The following is a 23,207-nucleotide window of genomic DNA, read 5'->3' on the forward strand; positions in this document are numbered from 1 at the left end:
AAAACGCTGTCGGGACGGCTGAGGCATACGGCAGGATCCTGGGATGGAGCGTGTACGTGATGTCTCTGAACTGCCGAAGGCCCATCTGCACCTGCACTTCACCGGATCGATGCGGCCCTCGACCGTGCTGGAACTGGCCGACAAGTACGGGGTGCGACTGCCCGACGCGCTGAGCGAGGCGCTGGTCAGCGGGGAGCCGCCGAGACTGCGGGCGACGGACGAGCGGGGCTGGTTCCGCTTTCAGCGGCTGTACGACGCGGCGCGCTCGTGCCTGCGGGAGCCTGAGGACATCCAGCGGCTGGTGCGGGAGGCCGCGGAGGAGGATCTGCGGGACGGCTCGGGGTGGCTGGAGATCCAGGTCGACCCGACGTCGTACGCACCGCTGCTGGGGGGTCTGATCCCGGCGCTGGAGGTCATCCTCGACGCGGTGGAGACGACGTCGCGTGACACGGGACTCGGTATGCGGGTCCTGGTCGCGGCGAACCGGATGAAGCACCCGCTGGACGCCCGCACCCTGGCCCGGCTGGCGGTGCGGTACGCGGACCGGGGCGTGGTCGGTTTCGGGCTCTCGAACGACGAACGACGAGGGATGGCGCGGGACTTCGACCGGGCGTTCGCGATCGCGCGGGAGGCCGGGCTGCTGTCGGCGCCTCACGGGGGTGAGCTGACGGGCCCGTCGTCGGTACGGGACTGTCTGGACGACCTGGGCGCGAACCGGCTGGGGCACGGGGTGCGGGCGGCGGAGGATCCGCGGCTGCTGAAGCGGTTGGCCGACCGGGGGGTGACCTGTGAGGTGTGCCCGGCGTCGAACGTGGCGCTCGGTGTCTACGAGAAGCCGGAGGACGTACCCCTGCGGACTCTGTTCGAGGCGGGTGTCCCGATGGCTCTGGGCGCGGACGACCCGCTGCTGTTCGGGTCCCGGCTGGCGGCGCAGTACGAGATCGCGCGGCAGCATAACGGGTTCACGGACGCGGAGCTGGCGGAGGTGGCCCGGCAGTCGGTACGAGGGTCTGCGGCACCGGAGGATGTGAAGGAGAAGCTGCTGGCCGGGGTGGACAGCTGGCTGCTGTCCTAGCGGCCGGCCGCTCCTACCGGAGGCTGACCCCGACCGTCACCGGCTCGTTGACCAGCGTGATGCCGAAGGCCTCGTGGACACCGGCCACTACTTCGCGGGCCAGGGTGAGGAGGTCCTCCGTGGTCGCACTCCCCCGGTTGGTGAGGGCCAGGGTGTGCTTCGTGGAGATGCGGGCGGGGCCGTCGCCGTAGCCCTTGGTGAAGCCCGCCTTGTCGATCAGCCAGGCGGCGGAGGTCTTGGTGTGGCCCTCCCCCGCCGGGTAGGCGGGCGGCTCGGCGTCTTCGCCCAGGCGCTGCTTCACGCGCGCGCGGAACGTCGCGAAGTCGGTGTCCGTGAGGATCGGGTTGGTGAAGAAGGAGCCGGCGGACCAGGTGTCGTGGTCCTCGGCGTCCAGGACCATGCCCTTGCCGGCGCGCAGCTTGAGCACCGTGTCCCGGGCCGATGAGAGCGGGACGCGGTCGCCCGCTTCGACGCCGAGGGCGCGGGCCGTCTCGGCGTACCTGAGAGGGGCGGAGAGACCGCCCGCGTCCTCCAGGGAGAAGCGGACGCGCAGCACCACGAATCGCTCCGGGTCGGACTTGAAGCGGCTGTGGCGGTAGGAGAAGGCGCAGTCCTCGTTGGCCAGGGTGACCGTCTCGCCGGTCCGGCGGTCGTACGCGACGACCTCGGTGATCGTCGAGGAGACCTCCTGGCCGTACGCCCCGACGTTCTGGATGGGGGTCGCGCCCGCCGAGCCGGGGATGCCGGCCAGGCACTCGATGCCGGCGAGGCCCGCCTCCACCGTGCGGGCGACGGCGTCGGTCCACACCTCGCCGGCGGCCAGCTCCAGCCGGGTGCCGTCGAGGGAGAAGCCCTGGGTGGCGATGACGAGGGCGGTGCCCTCGAAGCCCTTGTCGCCGATGACCAGGTTCGAGCCGCCGCCGATGAGCAGCAGGGGGGTGCCCGCCTCGTCGGCTTCGCGGACGGCGGCGATCACCTCGTCGTCCGTCGTCGCGGTGATCAGCCGGGTCGCGGGACCGCCCAGCCGGAAGGTGGTCAGCGGGGCGAGGGGGGCGTCGTGGAGTTCCTGCACGGGCTCAAGAGTACGAGACGGCACTGACAGCCTCGGGCACGCGTACGTGCGGCCGCCTTCGCGAGGAAGAGGGCCGCACGCGCGCGTGGCTGTCAGGACAGGCGTCTCATCGCCTCGGACCAGGAGAGCGGGAGTTCCTCGCTCTTCGCCTGCCAGGTGGTGAACGCCGCGTCCGCCATCTGCGGGGCGAGGCCCCGGGCAGCCGGCCCGTGGGCGCCCGAGCGGACGAAGTCGCGGAGCGCGTCCTTCGACTCCCAGGCGGACAGCGTCCAGAAGGTCCGCTTGAGGGGCTGCGCCTTCAGGGTGGCCCCGTAGGCGCCCGGGCTCCGGCTCACCTGCCGCCAGACGGCGGGCGTACCGGCGAGGAACTTGAGCGCTCCCCACAGGGTGCGGGTCTCGAAGCGGGAGGCGAAGACGTGCACCTCGGTGTCGTCGGGCGGGGTGTTCGGGACGGTCCAGGGAAGGGTGGGCATGGCCGTTCCTCCTTCGGGTCGTCAGATCTGGTCGTCAGATCCATGGGTGTCAGTGGGAAGCGGTCTCCAGGACGGGCGCCGGTTCGGCCGGGGCCGTCTGCCGCTCGGTGCGCCGCCGGGTCGGGATCAGCAGGGCCGCGATGCCCGCGAGGCCGACCACCGCCGAGCCCGTCACCAGGGCAGGCCGCATGCCGTCGACGAAGGCCTGGCCGGATTCGTAGCCGCCCTGAGCCGCGAAGATCGACGCCATGACGGCGATGCCGAGCGCTCCGCCCACCTCGCGCAGGGCGTTGTTCGCGCCGGAGGCGATGCCCTGCTCCTGGGGCCGGACGCTGGACATCACCAGGTGCGCGGCGGGGGCGAAGTACAGGGCCATGCCGATGCCGCTGACGATCAGGGCGGGCAGCTGGGCGGTGTAGGCGGCGTCCGCCGTGGCCACGACCGACATGTAGCCGAGGCCCAGGGCCTGCAGGAACAGGCCGGCGGCGACGACCGGGCGGCCGCCGATGCGGTCGGCGAGGATGCCGGCGATCGGGGCGACCAGCATCGGCATGCCGGTCCAGGGCAGCATCCTGAGGCCCGCCTCGGTGGGCGAGTAGCCGAGGACGCCCTGCATGTACTGGCTGAGCAGGAAGATCGAGCCGAACATGCCGAGGAACATCAGCAGGCTCGCCGCATTGATGCCGGAGAACGCCCGGGAGCGGAAGAGCCGCATCGGGAGCATGGGGTTCTTGGCGCGGATGCTGTAGAGGACGAAGCCCGCGAGCAGTGCGGTACCCGCGAACAGGCCCGTCAGGACCAGCGAGCCGGTCCAGCCGTCGACAGGGCCGCGGACCAGGCCGTAGACGATCCCGAAGAGACCGCCGCTGGCGAGCAGCGTGCCGGGGATGTCCAGCGGGGCTCCGGTGCCGCGGGACTCGGCGAGGCGCAGTCGGGCGAGCGGCAGCAGGGCCAGTCCCAGCGGGACGTTCAGCCAGAAGATCCACTGCCAGGAAATGTGTTCGGTGAGGGTGCCGCCGACCAGCGGCCCGGAGGCGACGGCCAGTCCGTTGACGGCGCCCCAGATGCCGTACGCCATGCCCCGCTTGGCCGCGGGTACGGCGGCGGTCAGCAGGGTGAGTGTCAGCGGCATCATGACGGCCGCGCCGGCGCCCTGGACCGCGCGGGCGGCGATGAGGGAGTCGATGCCGGGCGCCATGGCCGCCGCGGCGGAGGCCCCGGTGAAGACGGCGAGTCCCGCTATGAAGAGCCGGCGGCGGCCGAAGCGGTCGCCGAGGGCCGCGCCGAACATCAGCAGGACGGCGAAGGTGAGCGTGTAGGCGCTCACGGTCCATTCCAGGTCGTGCAGGGCGCCGCCGAGGTCCTCGCGGATGGAGGGCAGGGCGGTGGTGACGACGAGGTTGTCGAGGGCCGCCATGAATCCGGCGACGCTGGTGATGACGAGGGCCCAGGCGGCTCCCCCGCGACGTGCGGTCTGCTGTGACATCGCTCCCCCAAGGGTGATTCGCTTGATCGATTAGTTATTGATTACTAACTTTCGAGGTCATGAAAAGGGCCAGCATCCTCGCCCTTCCTTGTCAGCTGCCGGGCTCCGGCGAGGTCAACCCCGCCCAGACCCGGTGGTCGGCCGGGAAACCCATGGCTACCAGGCAGTTGATGAGCATGCCCTGAGACAGGAAAGTCGTCGTCTCGTGAGCGTCGGCACCCAGGGGCAGGTGGATGGTGTCCCACAGCCGCATCCAGCCCGTGCGCACGGCCTCGCCGAACGCGTGGTCCCCCTCTTCCTCGGCGGCTGCCACGGCGAGGTACATCTGCATCTGCATCATCAGCCGCTCGGGCTGTTCGGAGATGGCCTCGATGTACGCGCCGCCCATGGCATGGCGGGCCTCTTCGCCCTCCAGCCCCTCGGCAGCCTCCGCGAACATCCGGATGGTGTCCTCGACACACCGCTCGGCCGCCGCCAGGAAGATCGCCTTCTTGCCCGGGAAGAGCCGGAAGAGATACGGCTGCGAGACGCCGACCCGCCGGGCGATCGCCTCGGTCGAGGTGCCGTGGTAGCCGCCGCGGGCGAACTCGGTCATCGCCGCACGAATGACGCTCTCGCGCCTCTCCTCCGCACTCATCCTGGCCATGGAAATAAGTTAGTACTCAATCACTAACTACGTCAAGGCGGTACGTATGCCTCCGTACGCGTAAGGGGCGCCCCGCAATGGAGAGCGCCCCTTACCCGTCATTCGTCTCGCCGGCTCAGGCCAGCCGCACGACCGCACGCGACATGCCCAGCACCTTCTGTCCCGCGCTGGTCGCCGTCAGGTCCACGCGGACGGTGTTGTCGTCGAGCTTGGCCGCGACCTTGGCGGCGACCTCGATCACGGCCCCCTCGTCGTCGTTCGGGACGACGACCGGCTTGGTGAAGCGGACGCCGTACTCGACGACCGCGCCCGGGTCGCCTGCCCAGTCGGTGACCACGCGGATCGCCTCGGCCATGGTGAACATGCCGTGCGCGATGACGTCCGGCAGGCCGACCTCCTTGGCGAACTTCTCGTTCCAGTGGATCGGATTGAAGTCGCCGGAGGCGCCCGCGTACTGGACGAGGTTCGCGCGGGTCACGGGAAAGGTCTGCGCGGGCAGTTCGGTGCCGACCTCGACGTCGGAGTAGGAGATCTTCGCCGTCATGGGATCGCTCACGCCTCCTCGGCCGCGCGGGCCACGAGCTTGGTCCAGGCGGTCACGACGTGCTCGCCGGCCTCGTCGTGGACCTCGCCGCGGATGTCCAGGATGTCGTTGCCCGCGAGGGACTTGACGGCCTCGATGGTCGAGGTGACCGTGAGCCGGTCGCCGGCGCGGACCGGGCGGCGGTAGGCGAACTTCTGGTCGCCGTGCACCACCCGGCTGTAGTCCAGGCCGAGCTGGGGGTCCTGGACGACCTGGCCGGCGGCCTTGAAAGTGATCGAGAAGACGAAGGTCGGCGGCGCGATCACGTCGGGGTGGCCGAGTTCCTTGGCCGCCTCCGCGTCCGTGTACGCCGGGTTGGCGTCCCCGACCGCCTCGGCGAACTCACGGATCTTCTCCCGGCCCACCTCGTAGGGCGCGGTGGGCGGGTACGTCCGCCCCACGAAGGACTGGTCGAGCGCCATGGCTCGGCACCTCCTGGTTGCTCTACTGACCGGTACGGGGTCATTCAACGACGCGAGGCCGCCCCCGATCACTCGGGAGCGGCCTCGTGTACGAGCCTGTTTTATCGCGTTTCGCGGTGCGCGGTGTGCGCGTTGCAACGCGGGCAGTGCTTCTTCATCTCAAGACGGTCCGGGTTGTTACGCCGGTTCTTCTTGGTGATGTAGTTCCGCTCCTTGCACTCCACGCAGGCCAGCGTGATCTTCGGGCGGACGTCGGTGGCAGCCACGTGAGTGCTCCTTGACGAACGGATGGGACGGTTTAACGCATAAAAGAGTAGCCGATCGAAGGACCGACCCCGCAATCGGCTACTGTCAGTAGCGGTGACCGGACTTGAACCGGTGACACAGCGATTATGAGCCGCTTGCTCTACCGACTGAGCTACACCGCTGCGATGCGATCGGATCCCGCCTCGCGACGGGAACCTCACACACCAGAGCCCCAAAACGGAATCGAACCGTTGACCTTCTCCTTACCATGGAGACGCTCTGCCGACTGAGCTATTGGGGCGAGCGATGAAGACATTACACGGTCGGCAGCCGTTCACCCAAATCCGTTTCGGGGTACCCGCCGCGGGCGCTTCGACCGTCCTGCCGGCGGCCTCGCGCGCGCATTCCCTTCCGCACAGCGGGCCACACCGGTACGACTATTGCGCTCCTCCCCGTCATGGGCGGGAGGCCGTCCTAGGCTCGACTCACTCTGCGTGATCATGCGTCCTCCCGTGCGCAAGCCCGAGCCCCTGGAGTGCGATGCCCGACAGCCGGCCGCAGCCGCCGCCCCCGTCGTCCTCGCCGGGTCCGGCCGACCCGTCGTCGCTGCTGCTGTGCGGGGCGCGGCTCACCGACGGCCGGACCGTGGACGTACGGCTGGGCGGCGGGTACATCGAGGCGGTCGGGACGGCCGGCAGCCTGGCGGCGGGCGGCACGCGCGCGTGCGGGGCGCGGGTGGACCTCGGCGGCTATCTGCTTCTGCCGGCCCCGGCCGAACCGCACGCCCACGCCGACACGGCCTTGTCGGCCGACGCCGAGGGTCCTGTCTCGGACGAGGGGCAGGACGTACAGCGCCGGGCGACCGAGGCCGCGCTGCTCCAGCTCGGGCACGGGACGACGGCGCTGCGGGCCCATGTGCGTGTGGGGGACGTCCAGGGACTGGGCGCGCTGGAGGCCGTGTTGCAGGCGCGGCGGGCCCTGCGGGGGCTGGCCGAGCTGACGACGGTGGCAATGCCCCGGGTGCTGACCGGAGTGGCCGGGGCGGACGGGCTGGCGGTGCTGCGGGACGCGGTGAAGATGGGTGCCTCGGTGGTGGGCGGCCGGCCCGATCTCGACCCGGATCCGACGGGCTACGTGGAGGCGGTCCTGGAGGTGGCCTCCGAGCACGGCTGTCCCGTCGACCTGCACACGGACGCCGGGGATCCGGCGCGGCTGGCCCGGCTGGCGGCGATGGCGGGCGGGCTGCGTCCCGGCGTGACCCTGAGCCCGTGCGCCGACCTCGGACGGCTGCCCACCGAGGTGGCCTCGCGGACCGCCGACCAGCTCGCGGCGGCCGGGGTGGCGGTGGTGTGCCTGCCGCAGGGCGGCTGCGGCGGCGTGGACCGGCGGGGCGCGGCTCCGGTACGGCTGCTGCGCGCGGCCGGGGTGCGGGTGGCCGCCGGGAGCGGGGCGCTGCGGGACGTGTCGAACCCCGTGGGGCGCGGCGACCCGCTGGAGGCGGCGTTCCTGCTGGCCTCGCGCTACGGGTTGGCGCCCGAGGAGGCGTACGACGCGGTGAGCGGGTCGGCGCGGGCGGTGCTGGGGCTGCCCGAGGTGCGGGTGGAGGCGGGCTTCCCGGCCGAACTGCTCGCGGTGCGCGGGGACCGGCTGGCGGGGGCGCTCTCGCTGGCTTACAGCCGGGTGGTCGTGCACCGGGGGCGTGTGGTGGCGCGGACCAGCGCGGTCCGGGAGTACTGCGATTCGGCGGCTTCGGTGGAGCTGGGACTGCCGCGGCAGGGGCGGGGGGAGGTGTCGTAGGGCCCGGGTGCCTGTCGTGGGGTCGGGGCCCTGTCGTGGGGCGGGGGTCGGTGGGGCGGGTTCGGTGGGGCCGGTTTGGTGGGGACGGTTCGGTGGGGACGGTGGTCGGTTGGGGCGTGGGCGAAGTCGTGCGGCGGACGGGGGTGTCCGGGCGTACGGTCGAAGGCATGCGCATTGTTATCGCTGGTGGTCATGGTCAGATCGCGTTGCGGCTGGAGCGGTTGCTCGCCGCGCGCGGGGACGAGGTAGCGGGGATCATCCGCAAGGCCGAACAGTCCGACGATCTGCGGGAGGCCGGTGCCGAACCGGTCGTGCTCGACCTGGAGTCGGCGTCCGTGGACGAGGTCGCGGACCGGCTGCGGGGTGCCGACGCGGCGGTCTTCGCGGCCGGCGCGGGTCCGGGCAGCGGATCGGCCCGCAAGGACACGGTGGACAAGGCCGCGGCGGTCCTCTTCGCGGACGCGGCGGTGAAGGCGGGCGTACGGCGTCTCGTGGTCGTGTCGTCCATGGGTGCCGACCCGCGGCACGAGGGCGATGAGATCTTCGACGTGTATCTGCGCGCCAAGGGCGAGGCTGACGCGTACGTGCGTGGCCTGAACGCCCTGGACTGGACGATCCTGCGGCCCGGTCAGCTCACCGACGACGCCGGCACCGGCCTCGTCCGCCTGGAGGCGCGCACGGGGCGCGGGACGATTCCGCGTGACGACGTGGCCGCCGTACTGGCGGAGTTGGTGGACACCGCCGCGACGGCCGGGCTCACCCTGGAGCTGATCAGTGGACCGGCGCCGGTGTCCGTGGCGGTGAAGTCGGTGGCCGGGAACTGACGCCTTCCGGGGCGGAGTTTCCCTAGAACAGGGGCAGCTGGCCCGGGAAGTCCGGCACCGCGTAGCCGTCCAGGGACGGCTGCTCCGCGCCGGGCCGGGCCTGCCGGCGGGAGCCCGGGCACGAGGTGAGTTCGCCGTGTTCCCGGGCGCCCGGCGGATCGTGGCGCGCGTACCGCCCCGCGACGACGGCGATCTCGCGGCGGCACTCGGGGCAGATTCTGCGGCGGGAGGACATGGGGCCAGTGTGCCGCGTGTGCGGTGTGAGTATGCCTGTCCCCTGCGCCGTGCCTGCTTCCTTCGTCCACTGGGTCCTCACTCTCATTCCGGTTGCTTAAGTCAATCAATTGACCTAGTTTTGGCGGGTCGCGCTGTCCCTGACGCCCCCTACGGAGGCTCGGCCATGCCCCATGCCCTTCCCCGACCCGCCGACGTCGGGAAGCCCGCAGCGCCACGGGCCAACGCCGTCGTCGCGGTCCTGGCCTTCGGCGGGATCGTGGTCTCGCTGATGCAGACCCTGGTCATCCCGATCGTCCCGGAGCTCCCCCGGCTGCTGAACGCCTCGGCGTCGGACGCCGCCTGGGCCGTCACCGCCACGCTGCTCGCCGCGGCCGTCGCCACCCCGATGACGGGCCGGCTCGGCGACATGTACGGCAAGCGCCGGATGCTCCTGATCAGCCTCGTCATGCTGGTGGCCGGCTCGGTGACCGCCGCGCTCAGCGACGCCCTCACCCCGATGATCGTCGGACGGGCGCTGCAGGGCCTCGCGTCCGGCGTGATCCCGCTCGGCATCAGCATCATGCGGGACGAGCTGCCCGCCGAACGGCTCGGCTCCGCCACTGCGTTGATGAGCGCCTCCCTCGGCGTCGGCGGTGCCCTCGGGCTGCCGGCCGCCGCGCTGATCGCGGACAACTTCGACTGGCACGTGCTGTTCTGGGCCTCGGCCGGACTGGGCGCCGTCGCCCTCGTGCTGGTGCCGGCCATCGTGCCGGAGTCGGAGGTGCGCACCGGCGGGCGCTTCGACCTGGTCGGCGGCATCGGCATGGCCGTGGGGCTGGTGTCCCTGCTGCTGGCGATCTCCAAGGGCGCCGACTGGGGCTGGAACAGCGGCACCACTCTCGGCCTGTTCGCGGCGGCCGTGGTCGTGCTGCTGGTGTGGGGCTGGTGGGAGCTGCGCGTCGGGCAGCCGCTGGTCGACCTGCGGACCACCGCACGCCGTCAGGTGCTGGTCACCAACCTCGCCTCGATCGCCGTCGGGTTCGCGATGTTCGCGATGTCCCTCGTCATTCCGCAGCTCCTGCAGTTGCCTAAGGCGACCGGCTATGGGCTGGGCGAGTCGCTGCTCGTCGCCGGCCTGACGATGGCCCCGTCCGGCCTGGTCATGATGGCCACGGCCCCGGTCTCGGCCGCCCTGTCCAAGGCCAAGGGCCCGAAGATCACCCTCATGGTCGGCGCGCTGATCGTGGCCGCCGGGTACGGGCTGAACATCGTGCTGATGTCGCAGCTGTGGCACTTCGTGCTCGTCACCTGCGTCATCGGTGCCGGTATCGGCTTCACGTACGGTTCCATGCCCGCGCTCATCATGAGCGCGGTACCGGCCTCGGAGACGGGCGCGGCGAACAGTCTCAACACGCTGATGCGGTCCATCGGTACGTCGACGGCCAGCGCGGTGGCCGGGGTGATCCTGGCCCAGATGACGACGCCCTTCGGGCACACCGCCCTGCCGTCCCAGAACGGGTTCAAGGTCGTCCTGGCCATCGGGGCCGGGGCCGCGCTGCTCGCCTTCGTGGTCGCGTCGTTCATTCCGCGGCAGCGGGTGGAGGCGGGGGCGGCAGCGGGGGCGCCGGTTGATGCGGCAGTTAATGCGGTGGTTGAGGCGGCGGTTGGCGAGGAGCCGGTTGTCGATGGACCGGTTGTGGGTGAGCCGGTTGTGGGTGAGCCGGCTGTCGCGGAGGTCGGGGCGGTCGGGGCGGTCGGGTCCTTCGGTGGCACGGCTGGGATTCCCGTGCAGGGGCGGGTCCTGGGTGCCGAACGGGTGCCGGTCGGTGGGGCCGCGGTGACGTTGATCTCGCTCGGCGGCAAGCAGCTCGGGCGGTCGGTCTCGCGGGGCGACGGGTCGTACGGCGTGGAGGCTCCCGACGCCGGTTCCTACGTCCTGATCGCCTCGTCGGAGGGCTACCAGCCGCAGGCCTCCACGATCGTCGTGGCCGGTGAGCCGGTGGCGTACGACGTCCTGCTGAGCGGCACCAGCGGACTCGCCGGTGTGGTGCGGTCGGCGGACAGCGGGACTCCGGTCGCCGAGGCCGTGGTCATCGTGACGGACGTGCGCGGGGACGTACTGGCCACCGGACGGACCGATGTGCTGGGCGAGTTCACCGTCAACGACCTGGTGCCGGGCCCGGTGACCCTCGCGGTCAACTCCCCCAAGCACCGGCCGCTGGCTCAGATCGTCGAGATCGGCGGAGCCGGGACCACGCGGGTCGAGCTCGAGCTGCGGCCCGGCGCGCAGGTGCGGGGCACGGTGCGCGGAGGGGGCGCGCCGTTGAGCGACGCGCGGGTGACGTTGGTGGACGTGGCGGGCAACGTGGTCGCCACGACCCGGACCGGCGTCGACGGGGCGTACGCGTTCTCCGACCTGGACACAGGTGCGTACACGGTCATCGCGACCGGGTATCCGCCGCAGGCAGCGTCGGTGTCGGTCGCGGGCACGGGCGTGGACGACCATGACATCGAACTCGCCCATGGGAGCGAGTAGGCGGTGGGGTGAGGGTGCGTGGGGCGCGGTCGGCCGATTGTCGTGCGTACGTGCTACTGGGTGGGCCGCCGCCCGTGTCAGGTCACTAGGGACGCGCGTGCTCGCCCGGTTGCCGCGCCGGACCAGCTCGGCGTCCGGGCGGGCAGTTCGCGCGAGGTGGGCCGCCGCTCATGTCCAGGCGAGCTGTTCATGTGAGTGAGTTGCCGCCCATGTCAGGGCGAGCAGTTCCTGCACGCGAGCCGCCGACCATGTTCCGTCCGGGGAACCAGGACGCGCTCAGCCCGTCGCCGCGCCGAACCACCGCGGCAGCCGGCCGAGCAGCTCCCGCTCGTCCTCGCCGACCCAGGCCACATGGCCGTCCGGTCGCAACAGGACCGCGGGCGCGTCCAGTTCCTCGCTGACGTCGACGACGTGGTCGACCCGATCCGCCCAGCCCGCCACCGACAGCCGGCCCGTCCGGTCGAGCAGCAGGCCGCGGCCGCCGCGCATCAGCTCGTAGAGGCGACAGTGAATACGAAAAACCCCCTTCCTCTGCGTCTCCGCAGAGGAAGGGGGTTCTCCCCAGTGTGGCGGCGCCAGGATTCGAACCTGGGAAGGCTGAGCCGGCAGATTTACAGTCTGCTCCCTTTGGCCGCTCGGGCACACCGCCGGGGTTCGCTGCCCGTCGAGCCGCTTTACGGCGGCGCTCCGTGGCAACGACGTAAACAATACCTGATGTGGAGGGGTGCTTCGCCACCCGATTGATCGGCACCCGGAGGGCGGGGGGTAGCTAGGCTTGTCCGGATGCGGCCCGGGACCTGAACGGGACCGGCGGCCGCCCACGTACGCCGGTACGCACGATACGCACCCCGATACAAGGAGCCACAGGACATGGCCGACTCCAGTTTCGACATCGTCTCGAAGGTCGAGCGGCAGGAGGTCGACAACGCACTCAACCAGGCCGCCAAGGAGATCTCGCAGCGCTACGACTTCAAGGGCGTGGGCGCCTCGATCTCGTGGTCCGGTGAGCAGATCCTCATGGAGGCGAACTCCGAGGACCGGGTGAAGGCGATCCTCGACGTCTTCCAGTCCAAGCTGATCAAGCGTGGCATCTCGCTGAAGGCTCTGGACGCGGGCGAGCCCCAGCTCTCCGGCAAGGAGTACAAGATCTTCGCTTCGATCAAGGAGGGCATCTCCCAGGACAACGCGAAGAAGGTGGCGAAGGCCATCCGCGACGAGGGCCCGAAGGGCGTAAAGGCGCAGGTGCAGGGCGAGGAGCTGCGGGTCAGCTCCAAGAGCCGTGACGATCTGCAGGCCGTCATCGCCCTGCTGAAGGAGAAGGACTACGACTTCGCCCTGCAGTTCGTGAACTACCGGTAGGTCCGGTCGGGTCCTCGGGGCTCACGGTCTGCACAGATACGAGGAAGGGTGGGCACCTGCCGGTGTCCACCCTTCTCGTCTGCCGGCCGCGGTCGGTGTGCGCGTTCAGTTGCGCGAGTTGCCGAACAGGAGGCGGTAGGCGACCAGGAGGGCGAGCGATCCGCCGATCGCCGCGGCCCAGGTCGTGCCGTCGTAGAAGTCCTTGGTGATCGGGTGGTCCATCCAGCGGGCCGATATCCAGCCGCCGATGAACGCGCCCGCGATCCCGATCAGGGTCGTGCCGATGAGGCCGCCCGGGTCGCGCCCCGGCAACAGGAACTTCGCGATGGCTCCGGCCAACAGTCCCAGGATGATCCAGCTGATAATGGTCATGCCGTGAACCTGCCCTTTCACGCTGTGCCCGCACTGTCCCGGCCATGTGATCTTGCTCCCGGCAGGCCGTGCTGGTGCGTCGTACGTCGGGCGTACCGCGCGCGTCGTCCTTGCCGCGTGCTGTCACGCCGTCTTCATCAGGAGGACGTCCTGGCGGCGACCGCCGGTTGCACTGATCAGTAGGGTGCGACGCATGAACGCCTCCGGTTCCGGACTGCGCCGCACCCTCGGCCTGGGAGACGCCGTCGTCATCGGACTCGGCTCGATGATCGGAGCCGGGATCTTCGCCGCCCTCGCGCCGGCGGCGCACGCGGCCGGGTCCGGGCTGCTCCTCGGGCTCGCCGTCGCCGCCGTGGTCGCCTACTGCAACGCCACGTCGTCGGCTCGCCTCGCAGCCCTGTATCCCGCCTCGGGCGGCACCTATGTCTACGGGCGTGAGCGGCTCGGGGAGTTCTGGGGGTATCTCGCGGGCTGGTCGTTCGTGGTCGGGAAGACGGCCTCCTGTGCGGCGATGGCGCTCACCGTGGGCATGTACGTCTGGCCGGGGCAGGCGCATGCGGTGGCGGTCGCGGCCGTGGTGGCGCTGACCGCGGTGAACTACGGCGGGATCCAGAAGTCCGCGTGGCTGACGCGGGTGATCGTGGCGGTGGTCCTGGCTGTCCTCGCTTCCGTGGTGGTCGGGTGTCTGGTGTCCGGTGCGGCGGACGCCGGACGGCTGGACGTCGGGGCCTCGGGCGGTGCGGGCGGAGTGCTTCAGGCGGCCGGTCTGCTGTTCTTCGCGTTCGCCGGGTACGCCCGTATCGCGACCCTCGGTGAGGAGGTACGCGACCCGGCGCGCACCATTCCGCGCGCGATTCCGCTGGCGTTGGGCATCACGCTGGTGGTGTACGCGTGTGTCGCGGTGGCTGTCCTCTCGGTGCTCGGGTCGGACGGCCTCGTGGACGCGACGGCGCCACTGGCGGACGCGGTGCGGGAGGCCGGGGTCTCCTGGCTCGTGCCGGTGGTGCGGGTCGGTGCGGCCGTGGCCGCGCTGGGCTCACTGCTGGCTCTGATCCTCGGGGTTTCGCGGACGACGCTGGCCATGGCCCGGGACCGGCATCTGCCGGGGGCGCTGGCGGCCGTGCATCCGCGCTTCCAGGTGCCGCACCGGGCGGAGCTGGCGGTAGGTGCGGTGGTCGCGGTCCTGACCGCCACGGTGGACGTCCGGGGCGCGATCGGGTTCTCCTCCTTCGGTGTGCTGGCGTACTACGCCGTGGCCAACGCGTCGGCGTGGACGCTGGATTCGGCATCGGCATCGGCGGTGCCGGTGGCTCGGGTGGTGGCGGGAGTCGGGCTGGCCGGGTGCGTGGTGCTGGCGTTCTCACTGCCGGCGGTTTCGGTGGTCGTGGGAGCTGGTGTGTTGGTGGTGGGGGCGGTTGTGTACGGCGTGCGACGGTGGGCGGGGGCTGGGGCGGGGAGGACGTAGGGCTTGCAGGCGGTTGGGGGCAGAGCTGAACAGCTGTTGCTGGTCAGGCCCTTGTGGCTGCCGCCGGTCAGGGGCCTCTCACCTTGTCTGCGGGCGCGGGATGCGAAGTCCGGTCCCTTGGGAAGGGCTTGTGGGTACTGGTTGTCACTCGGGTCGGCAGCTGCTCGATCGCGGTCATGGGTTCATCATGCAGGCCGCCGCTGACAGCCGGGCGGGCCTGTGGATAACCCCTGGCCTGTGGAAACCGGGCTGCGTCGCTCCGCCGTCAGCGTGCCGTGAAAGGCTCGTCCGTCCGGACGATGTCGCGGCCGAGCGGGAGCAGCGAGACCGGGATGAGCTTGAAGTTGGCGATGCCGAGCGGGATACCGATGATCGTGACGCACAGGGCGATGCCGGTGACGATGTGGCCGAGAGTCAGCCACCAGCCCGCGAGCACCAGCCACAGCACGTTGCCCACGCAGGACGGCGCGCCCGCGTCACGGCGCTCGACCGTCGTGTACCCGAAGGGCCACAGGGCGTAGACACCGATGCGGAAGGCCGCGATGCCGAACGGGATCCCGATGATGGTGATACAGAGGAGCAGGCCCGCGAGCATGTAGGCGAGGAACAGCCAGAAGCCGCTCAGGACGAGCCATACGACGTTGAGAATGGTCCTCATTGGTTCCCACCTGCCATCTTCTCTAGCCGGGCGATGCGTTCCGCCATCGGCGGGTGCGTGGAGAACATCTTCGAGAGGCCCTGGCCGGGGCGAAACGGGTTCGCGATCATCATGTGACTGGCGGTCTCGATACGCGGCTCGGGAGGCAGCGGGAGCTGCTTCGTGCCGAGTTCGAGCTTGCGCAAGGCGCTGGCCAGGGCGAGTGGGTCGCCGGTGAGCTGGGCGCCGGAGGCGTCCGCCTGGTACTCCCGGGAGCGGCTGATGGCCAGTTGGATGAGCGAGGCCGCGAGCGGACCGAGGATCATGATCAACAGCATCCCGAGCAGGCCGGGGCCGTCATCGTCGTCCGAGCGCCCGATCGGGATCAGCCAGGCGAAGTTGACCAGGAACATGATCACGGAGGCGAGGGCACCGGCGACCGACGAGATGAGGATGTCGCGGTTGTAGACGTGGCTGAGCTCGTGGCCGATGACGCCGCGCAGCTCACGCTCGTCCAAGAGGCGCAGGATTCCTTCGGTGCAGCACACGGCGGCGTTGCGCGGGTTGCGGCCCGTGGCGAAGGCGTTGGGGGCCTCCGTCGGGGAGATGTACAGACGCGGCATGGGCTGGCGGGCCTGGGTGGAGAGCTCGCGGACCATGCGGTAGAGCCCCGGGGCCTCGAACTCGCTGACCGGGCGGGCCCGCATCGCGCGCAGTGCCAGCTTGTCGCTGTTCCAGTAGGCGTACGCGTTGGTGGCCAGCGCTACCAGGACGGCGATGACGAGCCCCATACGGCCGAAAAAGCTGCCGATGACGATGATGAGGGCGGACAGTCCCCCGAGGAGGACTGCGGTCCTGAGCCCGTTGTGCCGGCGGTGCACGGTACGCCCTCCAAGTGGTGCGGCAGGGGGACCCTTGCTCGGTGATCTGCGGTGCCACTGGTGCCGTGATGTCACGTCCAGTGGACCCTCCCGTACTGGTCAACGCCAGGCGGGGGGCACTAGTTCCCTTGTGCGTGCGGCGGCGGGTATGGGCCGTCCGGGTGAACGGCGCCGGGAAGCGGCACGCGCGCGTGGGGAGGCGGGTGCCCCACGCGCGCGTGGCGAAAGCGGCTGTCGTTCAGAAGAGCGCGGTGTCGGTGAAGCGCAGGACGAGCTGGGGTGCCCCGGACAGGGCGATGCCGAGGACGCCGGTCAGGGCGATCGCGGCGGTGAGAGGGGCGGGGACGCGGTGCTTCACGGGCTCGCCCTCGGGGGCGCGGAAGAGCAGGGTCGTCCACTGGAGGTAGTAGAACAGCGCGATGACGACGTTGACGGCCATGATCACGGCCAGCCAGCCGAGGCCCGCGTCGACGGCCGCCGCGAAGACGGTGACCTTGGCGAAGAGGCCGATGATGCCCGGGGGCAGTCCGGCGAGGCAGAGCAGGAAGAACGCCAGGAGCAGGGCGGACAGGGGGTTCGACGCGTACAGGCCTCGGTAGTCGGCGACGCGGTTGAGGGACTTCGCACGGCCGACGAGCGCGGCCACGGCGAAGGCGCCGAGGTTCACGGCGCCGTACATCAGGGCGTAGGCGACGGTGGAGCCGATCGACTTCTCGGCGTCCCCGGAGTACGCGGCGGCGGCGATCGGAACGAGCAGGTAGCCGGCCTGGCCGACGGACGACCAGGCGAGCAGGCGGACCGCGCTGTACGCGCGCGTGGCCTGCTGGCGCAGGGCTCCGACGTTGCCCACGGTCATGGTGAGCGCGGCCAGGACCGCCAGGGCCGGGCCCCAGAGGTCGGCGTACGACGGGAGGGCCACGACCGTGACGAGGATCAGGCCGCTGAAGCCGACCGCCTTGCCGATGACCGACAGGTAGGCGGCGATGGGCAGGGGCGCCCCCACGTAGGTGTCGGGCACCCAGAAGTGGAAGGGCACGGCGGCCGTCTTGAAGGCGAAGCCGACGAGGGTGAGGACGACGCCGGTCTGGGCGAGCGTGTGGAGCTGCCCGTCGACGTTCTGGATGCGGTCGGCGACCTGGTTGAGGTAGAGGGTGCCCGTGGAGGCGTACACGAAGCTGATGCCCATGAGGCTGACCGCGGTCGCGGTGACCGAGGACAGGAAGAACTTCAGGGCCGCTTCGGAGGACTTCCGGTCGCCGTACTTCAGGCCGACCAGCGCGAAGGCTGGCAGGGAGGCGACCTCCAGGGCGACGATCAGGGTCGCGAGGTCGCGGGAGGCGGGCAGGAGGGCGGCGCCGGCCGCGGAGGACAGCAGCAGGAACCAGTACTCCCCTTCGGGGAGGTCCTTGCGGGCGTCCTTCAGGGCGGTGACCGACAGAAGGGCGGTGAGGAGGGCCCCGCCGAGGACCAGGAACTGGATGACCAGGGTGAAACGGTCGGCCGTGTAGCTGCAGACGGTGGCGTCGCCGGTCAGGCAGAAGGTGCTGCGGTCGCCGTCCAGGAGGGGCAGCAGCATCAGTGTGGCGGCGGCCAGGCCCGCAACCGACGACCAGCCGAGCAGCGTCTTCCGGTGCTCGGCGACGAACAGGTCGGCGACCAGGACGACGAGTCCGACCACCGCCGCGATGGTGGGCGGCGCGATCGCGAGCCAGTCGACGGACTGGACCAGCGACGCGGCCAGGGGCTGGACCGGGGAGCTCATCGGGTGCCTCCTGCGAGGAGCTGCTGGACGGCCGGGTCGCTCAGGCCGAGGAGGACCTTGGGCCAGAGGCCCGCGACGACGGTGAGGGCGACGAGCGGGGTCCAGGCCGCGAACTCGTACGAGCGCACGTCGGTGAGCTTCGGGGCATCCTGAGGCAGGGCGCCCATGCAGACGCGGCGGACCACGATCAGCAGGTACGCGGCCGTCAGCAGGGTGCCGAACGCGCCGATCGCCATGAAGGTGAGGAAGGCGGGTCGGCTGAGGCCCGCGGCGGGCTGGAAGGCTCCGAACAGTGCCAGCATCTCGCCCCAGAAGCCGGCCAGGCCCGGCAGGCCGAGCGAGGCGACCGCGGCGAAGGCCAGCAGGCCGCCGAGGCGCGGGGCCTTGCCGTAGAGCGCGGCTCCGGTCTCCTCGGCGAGGGTGTCGAGGTCGGTGGTGCCGGTGCGGTCCTTCAGCGCGCCGACCAGGAAGAAGAGCAGGCCGGTGATGAGGCCGTGGGCGATGCTGGCGAAGAGGGCGCCGTTCACGCCGGTCGGGGTCATGGTGGCGATGCCGAGCAGGACGAAACCCATGTGACCGACGGACGAGTAGGCGATGAGGCGCTTGAGATCGCCCTTCGCGCCCTGCTTGGCGAGGGCCAGACAGGCCAGGGATCCGTAGATGATGCCGACGACGGCGAGCGCCGCGAGGTAGGGCGCGAAGGTGCGGAAGCCGTCGGGCGCGATGGGCAGCAGGATCCGGACGAATCCGTACGTACCCATCTTCAGCAGGACACCGGCCAGCAGGACCGAGCCGACGGTCGGCGCGGCGGTGTGGGCATCGGGCAGCCAGCTGTGCAGCGGCCACATCGGCGTCTTGACCGCGAGCCCGATCCCGATCGACAAAACGGCGATGACCTGCACGGATGCGGTCAGCGACCGGCCGTTGTCAGTGGCGAGTGCCATCATGTCGAACGTGCCCGCCTTGAGCCCGATCAGGAGCAGGCCGAGCAGCATGACCACGGAGCCGAGCAGCGTGTAGAGGATGAACCGCCAGGCGGCCTGGCTCCGGCCCTCACCGCCCCAGCGGGCGATGAGGAAGTACATCGGGATGAGGACCATCTCGAAGGCGAGGAAGAACAGCAGCAGGTCGAGGACGGCGAAGGTCGCGAGGGTGCCGGACTCGAGGACGAGCAGCAGGGCGACGAAGGCCTTCGGGGTCGGGCCTTCGGGCATCTTGAAGTACGAGTAGAGCGCGCAGAGGAAGGTCAGCAGCGCGGTCAGGACCAGAAGGGGGAGGGAGATGCCGTCGATGCCGAGGTGGACGCGTACGTCGAGTGCGGGGATCCAGCTGATGTCCGTGCTGGCCTGCATCTTCGACGGCTGGTCGTGGTCGAAGCCGAGCGCGAGGACGATCGCCGCGATGAGGACCGCGCCGGTGACGGTGACGCCGTGCCGGAGCACCGCCTGCTCGGGTGACTTCCCCTTCAGCCCGGGCGGAGCCGGCAGGAGAGCCGCGGCGGCACCGAGGAGCGGGCCGACGACGATGAACGCCAGAAGGACCTGCATCACGGACTCGTTGATATCGATCACGCCTGCTCACGCTCCCGTGGCGACGAGGACGGCGGCGACCGCGAGGACGACGGTGCCGGCGAGCAGCGCGCTCACATAGGTCTGGACGTTGCCGGTCTGGGCGCGCCGTACGGCGGCGCCGAGCCAGCGGGGCAGCGCACCCGCACCGCGTACATAGGTCTCGACGACCTCGCGGTCGAGGAACCGGACGAGGCTCGCTCCGGCCTGGACCGGGCGGACGAAGAGCGCCGTGTACACGGCGTCCAGGTGGAATCCGGCGGCCGCGTGCCGGTGCAGGGGGCCGAGCAGGAGCCGTCCCGGGTCGGCGGGGTCGGGCGCGTAGGCGATGTCCCCGTAGGCCGGCTCGTGGGTGGCGATGGCTTCCGCCTCGACCTGGGCGGCGTCGCCCTCGGGGTGGGCGGCGACCGCGCCGAGCGGGACGCGGCCCGCGAGCGCGGTGGTGTGCCGCCAGGCGCCGTAGGTGACGATGCCGCCGACCAGGGCCACGCCGGTGCCGAGCACGGAGGTGGTGAGCGTCGGGCCGAGGTCACGGCCGTCGAACCAGTCGGGCAGCACGCGGAACGCGAATCCGCCGAGGGCCAGGGACGGGACGGCCAGCACCCACAGCACGACGGTCATCGTCAGCGGCTCCTTGCCGTGGTCGGGGGCTTCGGTGCCCCGGCCCCGGAAGGCGAGCAGCCACAGGCGCATCGCGTAGGCGGCGGTGAGCACGGCCGTGAGCAGGCCGGCGACGAGGACGATCCAGCCCGCGGCGGCGGGGGCGTGCTCGGTGTGACCGGTGACGACGTGCTCGGCGACGCCGAGGACGGCCTCCTTGGAGAAGAAGCCGCTGAAGGGCGGGATCGCGGCGAGCGCGAGCAGCGCCACGGTCATCGTCCAGTAGGCGTCGGGGACGCGGTCGCGCAGGTTCCGCATGCGGGACATGGCGGCGAGCGAGTTGGTGCCGGCGGCGTGGATGATCACGCCGGCCGCGAGGAACAGCAGCGCCTTGAAGGCGCCGTGGGACAGGAGGTGGAAGACGGCGGCTCCGCGGTCGCCGACAGCGAGGGCGCCGGTCATGTAGCCGAGCTGGCCGATCGTCGAGTAGGCGAGGACGCGCTTGATGTCGTCCTGGGCGAGGGCGGCGAGCCCCGAGCCGGCCATCGTGACGGCGGCCATGACGGCGAGGACGACCATCGCGGCCTGGGAGGCCTCGAAGACCGGGAGGAGACGGGCGATGAAGTAGACACCGGCGGCGACCATCGTCGCGGCGTGGATCAGCGCGGAGACAGGGGTGGGGCCCGCCATCGCGTCGGGGAGCCAGGTGTGCAGCGGGAACTGCGCCGACTTACCCGCCACGCCCGCGAGGAGCAGCAGGGCGATCAGTGTCGGGTGGTCGAGCGCACCGCTCGCGACGGCGCCGAGGACCTTCGTGATGCGGAAGGAGCCGGCGTCGGTGGCGAGGGCGAACAGGCCGATGAGGAAGGGGACGTCGCCGAGCTTGGTGACCAGGAAGGCCTTGAGGGAGGCGGCGCGGGCCTCCGGGGTCTCCCAGTAGTGGCCGACCAGGAAGTAGGAGCAGATGCCCATGACTTCCCAGCCGACCAGCAGCACGATCAGGTCGCCGGAGTAGACGACCAGGAACATCGCGGAGGTGAACAGGGAGACGAGGGCGGCGTACGAGGAGTAGCGCGGGTCGTCGCGCAGATAGCCCGTCGAGTAGATCTGCACACAGGAGGCGACGAGGCCGACCACGACGGCGACGAGGGCGGCGAAGCCGTCGATGTGCAGGGCGAGTTCGATCGGGACCGAGCCGGTCGGGGTGAGTTCCGTGGCCGCGTTGACTGCCGTGTCACCGCCCTGGCGTACGGCGACCAGCGCGGCGAGCACCAGGGAGGCGAGGGTCGGCAGGACGGCGAGCGGGCGGACGAAGCCGGGTGCCGTGCGGCCCAGGAGCAGGCCGGCGGCGGCGCCGAGGAACGGAAGGAGGGGGACGAGGACGGCGAGGGTGGTCGTGGTCACGCGGTGGCCTCAGCCTTCTGGGCCTCGTCGGACTGCTCGGCCGTGAGGGCGTCGTGGTCGGTGCCGTCTCCGTCGGGGCCGTGCCGTTCGGCGGTGTCGCGGAGCTTGTCGATGTCCGCGGTGCCGCGGTTGCGGTGGACGGCGAGGACGATCGCCAGGCCGATGCCGATCTCGGCGGCGGCGATGGCGATGGTGAACAGGGTCAGGGCCTGACCGGAGTGCAGGGTCTCCTCGGCGGTCTTGCTGAGCCAGACGTCGAAGGCGACCAGGTTGAGGTTGACGGCGTTGAGCATCAGCTCGACCGACATCAGGACCAGGATCGCGTTGCGGCGGGCGAGGACGCCGTACAGGCCCGTGCAGAAGAGAAGGGCGGAGAGGACGGCGGGATAGGCGAGATGCATCAGCGGGTGCCTTCCTTCTGGCTCCGGTCCTTCTCGCTCGGGTCCTTCTCGCTGCGGCCGGCCGGGGTGCGATCGGCTGGGGTGCGATCAACTGGGGCGTTCTCGGGCGCGGGCGCCTCGTCGGCCTTCGCCTTGCGGGACAGGACGATCGCGCCGACCAGGGCGGCGAGGAGGAGGACGGAGAGGGCCTCGAAGGGGAGGACCCAGTTCTGGAAGAGGCTCGCGCCGGTGGCCTCGGTGGAACCGGCGGCGGGGCCGTCCAGGTCGATCCAGGTCGTGCGGAAGGCGTCGACGACGACCCAGACCAGGGCGGCGGCCGCGGCGAGGGCCACGGTGAGAGCGGCCCAGCGGTTGCCGGAGTCGGCGTCCGGGGAGCGGCCGATCGGGGCCCTGGTGAGCATCAGTCCGAACAGGAGGAGGACGACGACGGAACCGACGTAGATGAGGACCTGCACCCAGGCGATGAACTCGGCGGTGAGCAGCAGGTACTCGACGGCCAGGCCGCCGAGGGTCGCCACCAGCCACAGGGCGGCGTGCACCAGCTGCCGGGTGGTGACGGTGACGATCGCGGCGCCGAAGGTGACCAGGCCGACGAGGAGGAAGGCGATCTCGACACCGGTCGGGGAGAGGAAGCCGTGGCTCTCGGCGGCCGTGGTGGTGGCGTGTGCTGCCGTGGTGGTGGCGTGTGCCGCTGTCGTGACTGCTGCTGCGGCCAGGGTCATTCCTGTCCCTCCTGCCCGTCCGCGGGCCTCTGCCTCGGCTGGTCGGTCTGCTGCCGGGAGTCGCCTGCCGGGCGGGTGGGGGCTTCCGCCGCGCGGGCCTGCTCGTCGGCGGCGGACTCGGTGGGCGCGGGCTGCTGCTGGGCCGCGAGTTTCTCGGCGGTCTTGCGGGCGGTGGCGACTTCCTTCGGCTCCTCCGCTGCGGGGTCGAGGGCCGGCGGGGCCGGGACGGTCCACATCCACTCACGGAGCTTGTCGCGCTCGTGGGTGAGGTCGTGGATGTCGGTCTCGGCGTACTCGAACTCCGGGGACCAGAACAGGGCGTCGAAAGGACAGACCTCGATGCAGATACCGCAGTACATGCACAGGGCGAAGTCGATGGCGAAGCGGTCGAGGACGTTGCGGCTGCGTTCGCGGCCGCCGGGGGTCGCCGCCGGGACCGTCTCCTTGTGGGAGTCGATGTAGATGCACCAGTCCGGGCACTCGCGGGCGCAGAGCATGCAGACCGTGCAGTTCTCCTCGAACAGGCCGATCACACCGCGGGTGCGGGGCGGGAGGTCGGGCTGGGCGTCCGGGTACTGCGCGGTGACGGACTTCTTCGTCATCGTGCGGAGGGTGACGGCCAGGCCCTTGGCCAGGCCGGAGCCGGGGATGGGGGCCATG

The 23,207-nt window shown here is 71.0% G+C and carries 23 protein-coding genes, 3 tRNA genes and 1 pseudogene; 6 read left to right on the forward strand and 21 right to left on the reverse strand.

The annotated features are described in order from the left end of the window. Window positions 1–43 precede the first annotated feature (43 nt). Window positions 44–1,075: an adenosine deaminase gene (locus ACZ58V_RS05690; protein WP_468186857.1), complete on the forward strand. Its 1,032-nt coding sequence runs from the start codon at window positions 44–46 to the stop codon at window positions 1,073–1,075. 13 nt (window positions 1,076–1,088) lie between these two features. Here ACZ58V_RS05690 and ACZ58V_RS05695 read toward each other — a convergent pair whose 3' ends face one another. The 9 genes from ACZ58V_RS05695 to ACZ58V_RS05735 all read right to left on the reverse strand — a co-directional run bounded on the left by ACZ58V_RS05695 (window position 1,089) and on the right by ACZ58V_RS05735 (window position 6,304). Next, window positions 1,089–2,147, reverse strand: a complete 1,059-nt coding sequence (locus tag ACZ58V_RS05695; RefSeq protein ID WP_468186854.1) for a UDP-N-acetylmuramate dehydrogenase — start codon at window positions 2,145–2,147, stop codon at window positions 1,089–1,091. A 92-nt stretch (window positions 2,148–2,239) separates the two neighbouring features. Further along, window positions 2,240–2,620 carry a DUF3291 domain-containing protein gene (locus ACZ58V_RS05700; RefSeq protein ID WP_468186852.1) on the reverse strand — a complete coding sequence of 127 codons (381 nt, stop codon included), beginning with the start codon at window positions 2,618–2,620 and terminating at the stop codon, window positions 2,240–2,242. A gap of 49 nt (window positions 2,621–2,669) precedes the next feature. Beyond that, window positions 2,670–4,106, reverse strand: coding sequence for an MFS transporter (locus tag ACZ58V_RS05705; protein ID WP_471288492.1), 1,437 nt, complete (start codon window positions 4,104–4,106; stop codon window positions 2,670–2,672). Between the two features lie 91 nt (window positions 4,107–4,197). After that, window positions 4,198–4,752: a TetR/AcrR family transcriptional regulator gene (locus ACZ58V_RS05710; protein WP_468186846.1), complete on the reverse strand. Its 555-nt coding sequence runs from the start codon at window positions 4,750–4,752 to the stop codon at window positions 4,198–4,200. A gap of 115 nt (window positions 4,753–4,867) precedes the next feature. Next, entirely contained in the window at window positions 4,868–5,296 is a 429-nt protein-coding gene (locus ACZ58V_RS05715; protein WP_468188251.1) for a MaoC family dehydratase, read from the reverse strand. Between the two features lie 8 nt (window positions 5,297–5,304). After that, complete coding sequence (locus tag ACZ58V_RS05720; RefSeq protein WP_215119497.1) at window positions 5,305–5,757, reverse strand: MaoC family dehydratase N-terminal domain-containing protein; 453 nt, start codon at window positions 5,755–5,757, stop codon at window positions 5,305–5,307. A gap of 101 nt (window positions 5,758–5,858) precedes the next feature. Then, on the reverse strand, window positions 5,859–6,023 hold the full coding sequence (gene rpmG / locus ACZ58V_RS05725; RefSeq protein WP_003948671.1) for a 50S ribosomal protein L33: 165 nt from the start codon (window positions 6,021–6,023) through the stop codon (window positions 5,859–5,861). Between the two features lie 89 nt (window positions 6,024–6,112). Next, window positions 6,113–6,185: transfer RNA gene (locus tag ACZ58V_RS05730), tRNA-Met, on the reverse strand. 46 nt (window positions 6,186–6,231) lie between these two features. Beyond that, window positions 6,232–6,304 (reverse strand) — tRNA-Thr (locus ACZ58V_RS05735). 239 nt (window positions 6,305–6,543) lie between these two features. Here ACZ58V_RS05735 and ACZ58V_RS05740 point away from each other — a divergent pair. Beyond that, entirely contained in the window at window positions 6,544–7,800 is a 1,257-nt protein-coding gene (locus ACZ58V_RS05740) for an amidohydrolase family protein (RefSeq protein WP_468186842.1), read from the forward strand. Between the two features lie 167 nt (window positions 7,801–7,967). Then, entirely contained in the window at window positions 7,968–8,624 is a 657-nt protein-coding gene (locus tag ACZ58V_RS05745) for an NAD(P)H-binding protein (protein WP_471288495.1), read from the forward strand. Window positions 8,625–8,646: 22 nt separating this feature from the next. Here the strand turns inward: ACZ58V_RS05745 and ACZ58V_RS05750 are convergent, their stop codons facing one another. Then, window positions 8,647–8,859, reverse strand: coding sequence for a hypothetical protein (locus ACZ58V_RS05750; protein WP_189728683.1), 213 nt, complete (start codon window positions 8,857–8,859; stop codon window positions 8,647–8,649). Between the two features lie 165 nt (window positions 8,860–9,024). Between ACZ58V_RS05750 and ACZ58V_RS05755 the strand changes: the two genes are divergently transcribed. After that, the gene (locus ACZ58V_RS05755; protein WP_471288497.1) at window positions 9,025–11,376 is read left to right on the forward strand and encodes an MFS transporter; all 2,352 of its coding nucleotides are present in this window, start codon (window positions 9,025–9,027) and stop codon (window positions 11,374–11,376) included. Between the two features lie 276 nt (window positions 11,377–11,652). On the opposite strand, the pseudogene ACZ58V_RS05760 reads toward ACZ58V_RS05755, so the two are convergent. Together ACZ58V_RS05760 and ACZ58V_RS05765 are read right to left on the reverse strand one after the other, a co-directional pair. Next, window positions 11,653–11,880: pseudogene (locus tag ACZ58V_RS05760) on the reverse strand (aromatic-ring hydroxylase C-terminal domain-containing protein); the annotation flags it as partial. 63 nt (window positions 11,881–11,943) lie between these two features. Further along, a tRNA-Tyr gene (locus ACZ58V_RS05765) sits at window positions 11,944–12,025 on the reverse strand. 221 nt (window positions 12,026–12,246) lie between these two features. Here ACZ58V_RS05765 and ACZ58V_RS05770 point away from each other — a divergent pair. Next, on the forward strand, window positions 12,247–12,735 hold the full coding sequence (locus ACZ58V_RS05770) for a YajQ family cyclic di-GMP-binding protein (protein WP_215119503.1): 489 nt from the start codon (window positions 12,247–12,249) through the stop codon (window positions 12,733–12,735). 105 nt (window positions 12,736–12,840) lie between these two features. Here ACZ58V_RS05770 and ACZ58V_RS05775 read toward each other — a convergent pair whose 3' ends face one another. After that, window positions 12,841–13,107, reverse strand: coding sequence for a GlsB/YeaQ/YmgE family stress response membrane protein (locus ACZ58V_RS05775; protein WP_471288499.1), 267 nt, complete (start codon window positions 13,105–13,107; stop codon window positions 12,841–12,843). A 193-nt stretch (window positions 13,108–13,300) separates the two neighbouring features. On the opposite strand from ACZ58V_RS05775, the gene ACZ58V_RS05780 reads away from it, so the two are divergent. Then, window positions 13,301–14,572, forward strand: coding sequence for an APC family permease (locus tag ACZ58V_RS05780; RefSeq protein WP_471288501.1), 1,272 nt, complete (start codon window positions 13,301–13,303; stop codon window positions 14,570–14,572). A gap of 265 nt (window positions 14,573–14,837) precedes the next feature. Here ACZ58V_RS05780 and ACZ58V_RS05785 read toward each other — a convergent pair whose 3' ends face one another. The 8 genes from ACZ58V_RS05785 to ACZ58V_RS05820 form a co-directional block, all read right to left on the reverse strand. Continuing rightward, the gene (locus ACZ58V_RS05785) at window positions 14,838–15,230 is read right to left on the reverse strand and encodes a YccF domain-containing protein (protein ID WP_471288505.1); all 393 of its coding nucleotides are present in this window, start codon (window positions 15,228–15,230) and stop codon (window positions 14,838–14,840) included. Beyond that, window positions 15,227–16,090 carry a zinc metalloprotease HtpX gene (gene htpX, locus ACZ58V_RS05790; RefSeq protein ID WP_468186822.1) on the reverse strand — a complete coding sequence of 288 codons (864 nt, stop codon included), beginning with the start codon at window positions 16,088–16,090 and terminating at the stop codon, window positions 15,227–15,229. The genes ACZ58V_RS05785 and htpX overlap by 4 nt, the downstream gene beginning before the upstream one ends. Window positions 16,091–16,328: 238 nt before the next feature. Then, window positions 16,329–17,852, reverse strand: a complete 1,524-nt coding sequence (locus ACZ58V_RS05795; RefSeq protein WP_471288506.1) for an NADH-quinone oxidoreductase subunit N — start codon at window positions 17,850–17,852, stop codon at window positions 16,329–16,331. Beyond that, complete coding sequence (locus ACZ58V_RS05800; protein WP_471288508.1) at window positions 17,849–19,423, reverse strand: complex I subunit 4 family protein; 1,575 nt, start codon at window positions 19,421–19,423, stop codon at window positions 17,849–17,851. The genes ACZ58V_RS05795 and ACZ58V_RS05800 overlap by 4 nt, the downstream gene beginning before the upstream one ends. Before the next feature lie 6 nt (window positions 19,424–19,429). Continuing rightward, window positions 19,430–21,424 carry an NADH-quinone oxidoreductase subunit 5 family protein gene (locus ACZ58V_RS05805; RefSeq protein WP_471288510.1) on the reverse strand — a complete coding sequence of 665 codons (1,995 nt, stop codon included), beginning with the start codon at window positions 21,422–21,424 and terminating at the stop codon, window positions 19,430–19,432. Then, window positions 21,421–21,825, reverse strand: coding sequence for an NADH-quinone oxidoreductase subunit NuoK (gene nuoK / locus ACZ58V_RS05810; RefSeq protein ID WP_468186810.1), 405 nt, complete (start codon window positions 21,823–21,825; stop codon window positions 21,421–21,423). The genes ACZ58V_RS05805 and nuoK overlap by 4 nt, the downstream gene beginning before the upstream one ends. Then, the gene (locus tag ACZ58V_RS05815) at window positions 21,825–22,547 is read right to left on the reverse strand and encodes an NADH-quinone oxidoreductase subunit J family protein (RefSeq protein WP_471288511.1); all 723 of its coding nucleotides are present in this window, start codon (window positions 22,545–22,547) and stop codon (window positions 21,825–21,827) included. The genes nuoK and ACZ58V_RS05815 overlap by 1 nt, the downstream gene beginning before the upstream one ends. Continuing rightward, window positions 22,544–23,206, reverse strand: coding sequence for a NuoI/complex I 23 kDa subunit family protein (locus ACZ58V_RS05820; RefSeq protein ID WP_399018715.1), 663 nt, complete (start codon window positions 23,204–23,206; stop codon window positions 22,544–22,546). The genes ACZ58V_RS05815 and ACZ58V_RS05820 overlap by 4 nt, the downstream gene beginning before the upstream one ends. Window position 23,207 lies beyond the last annotated feature (1 nt).

This window comes from Streptomyces sp. NPDC040589 (assembly GCF_055594445.1).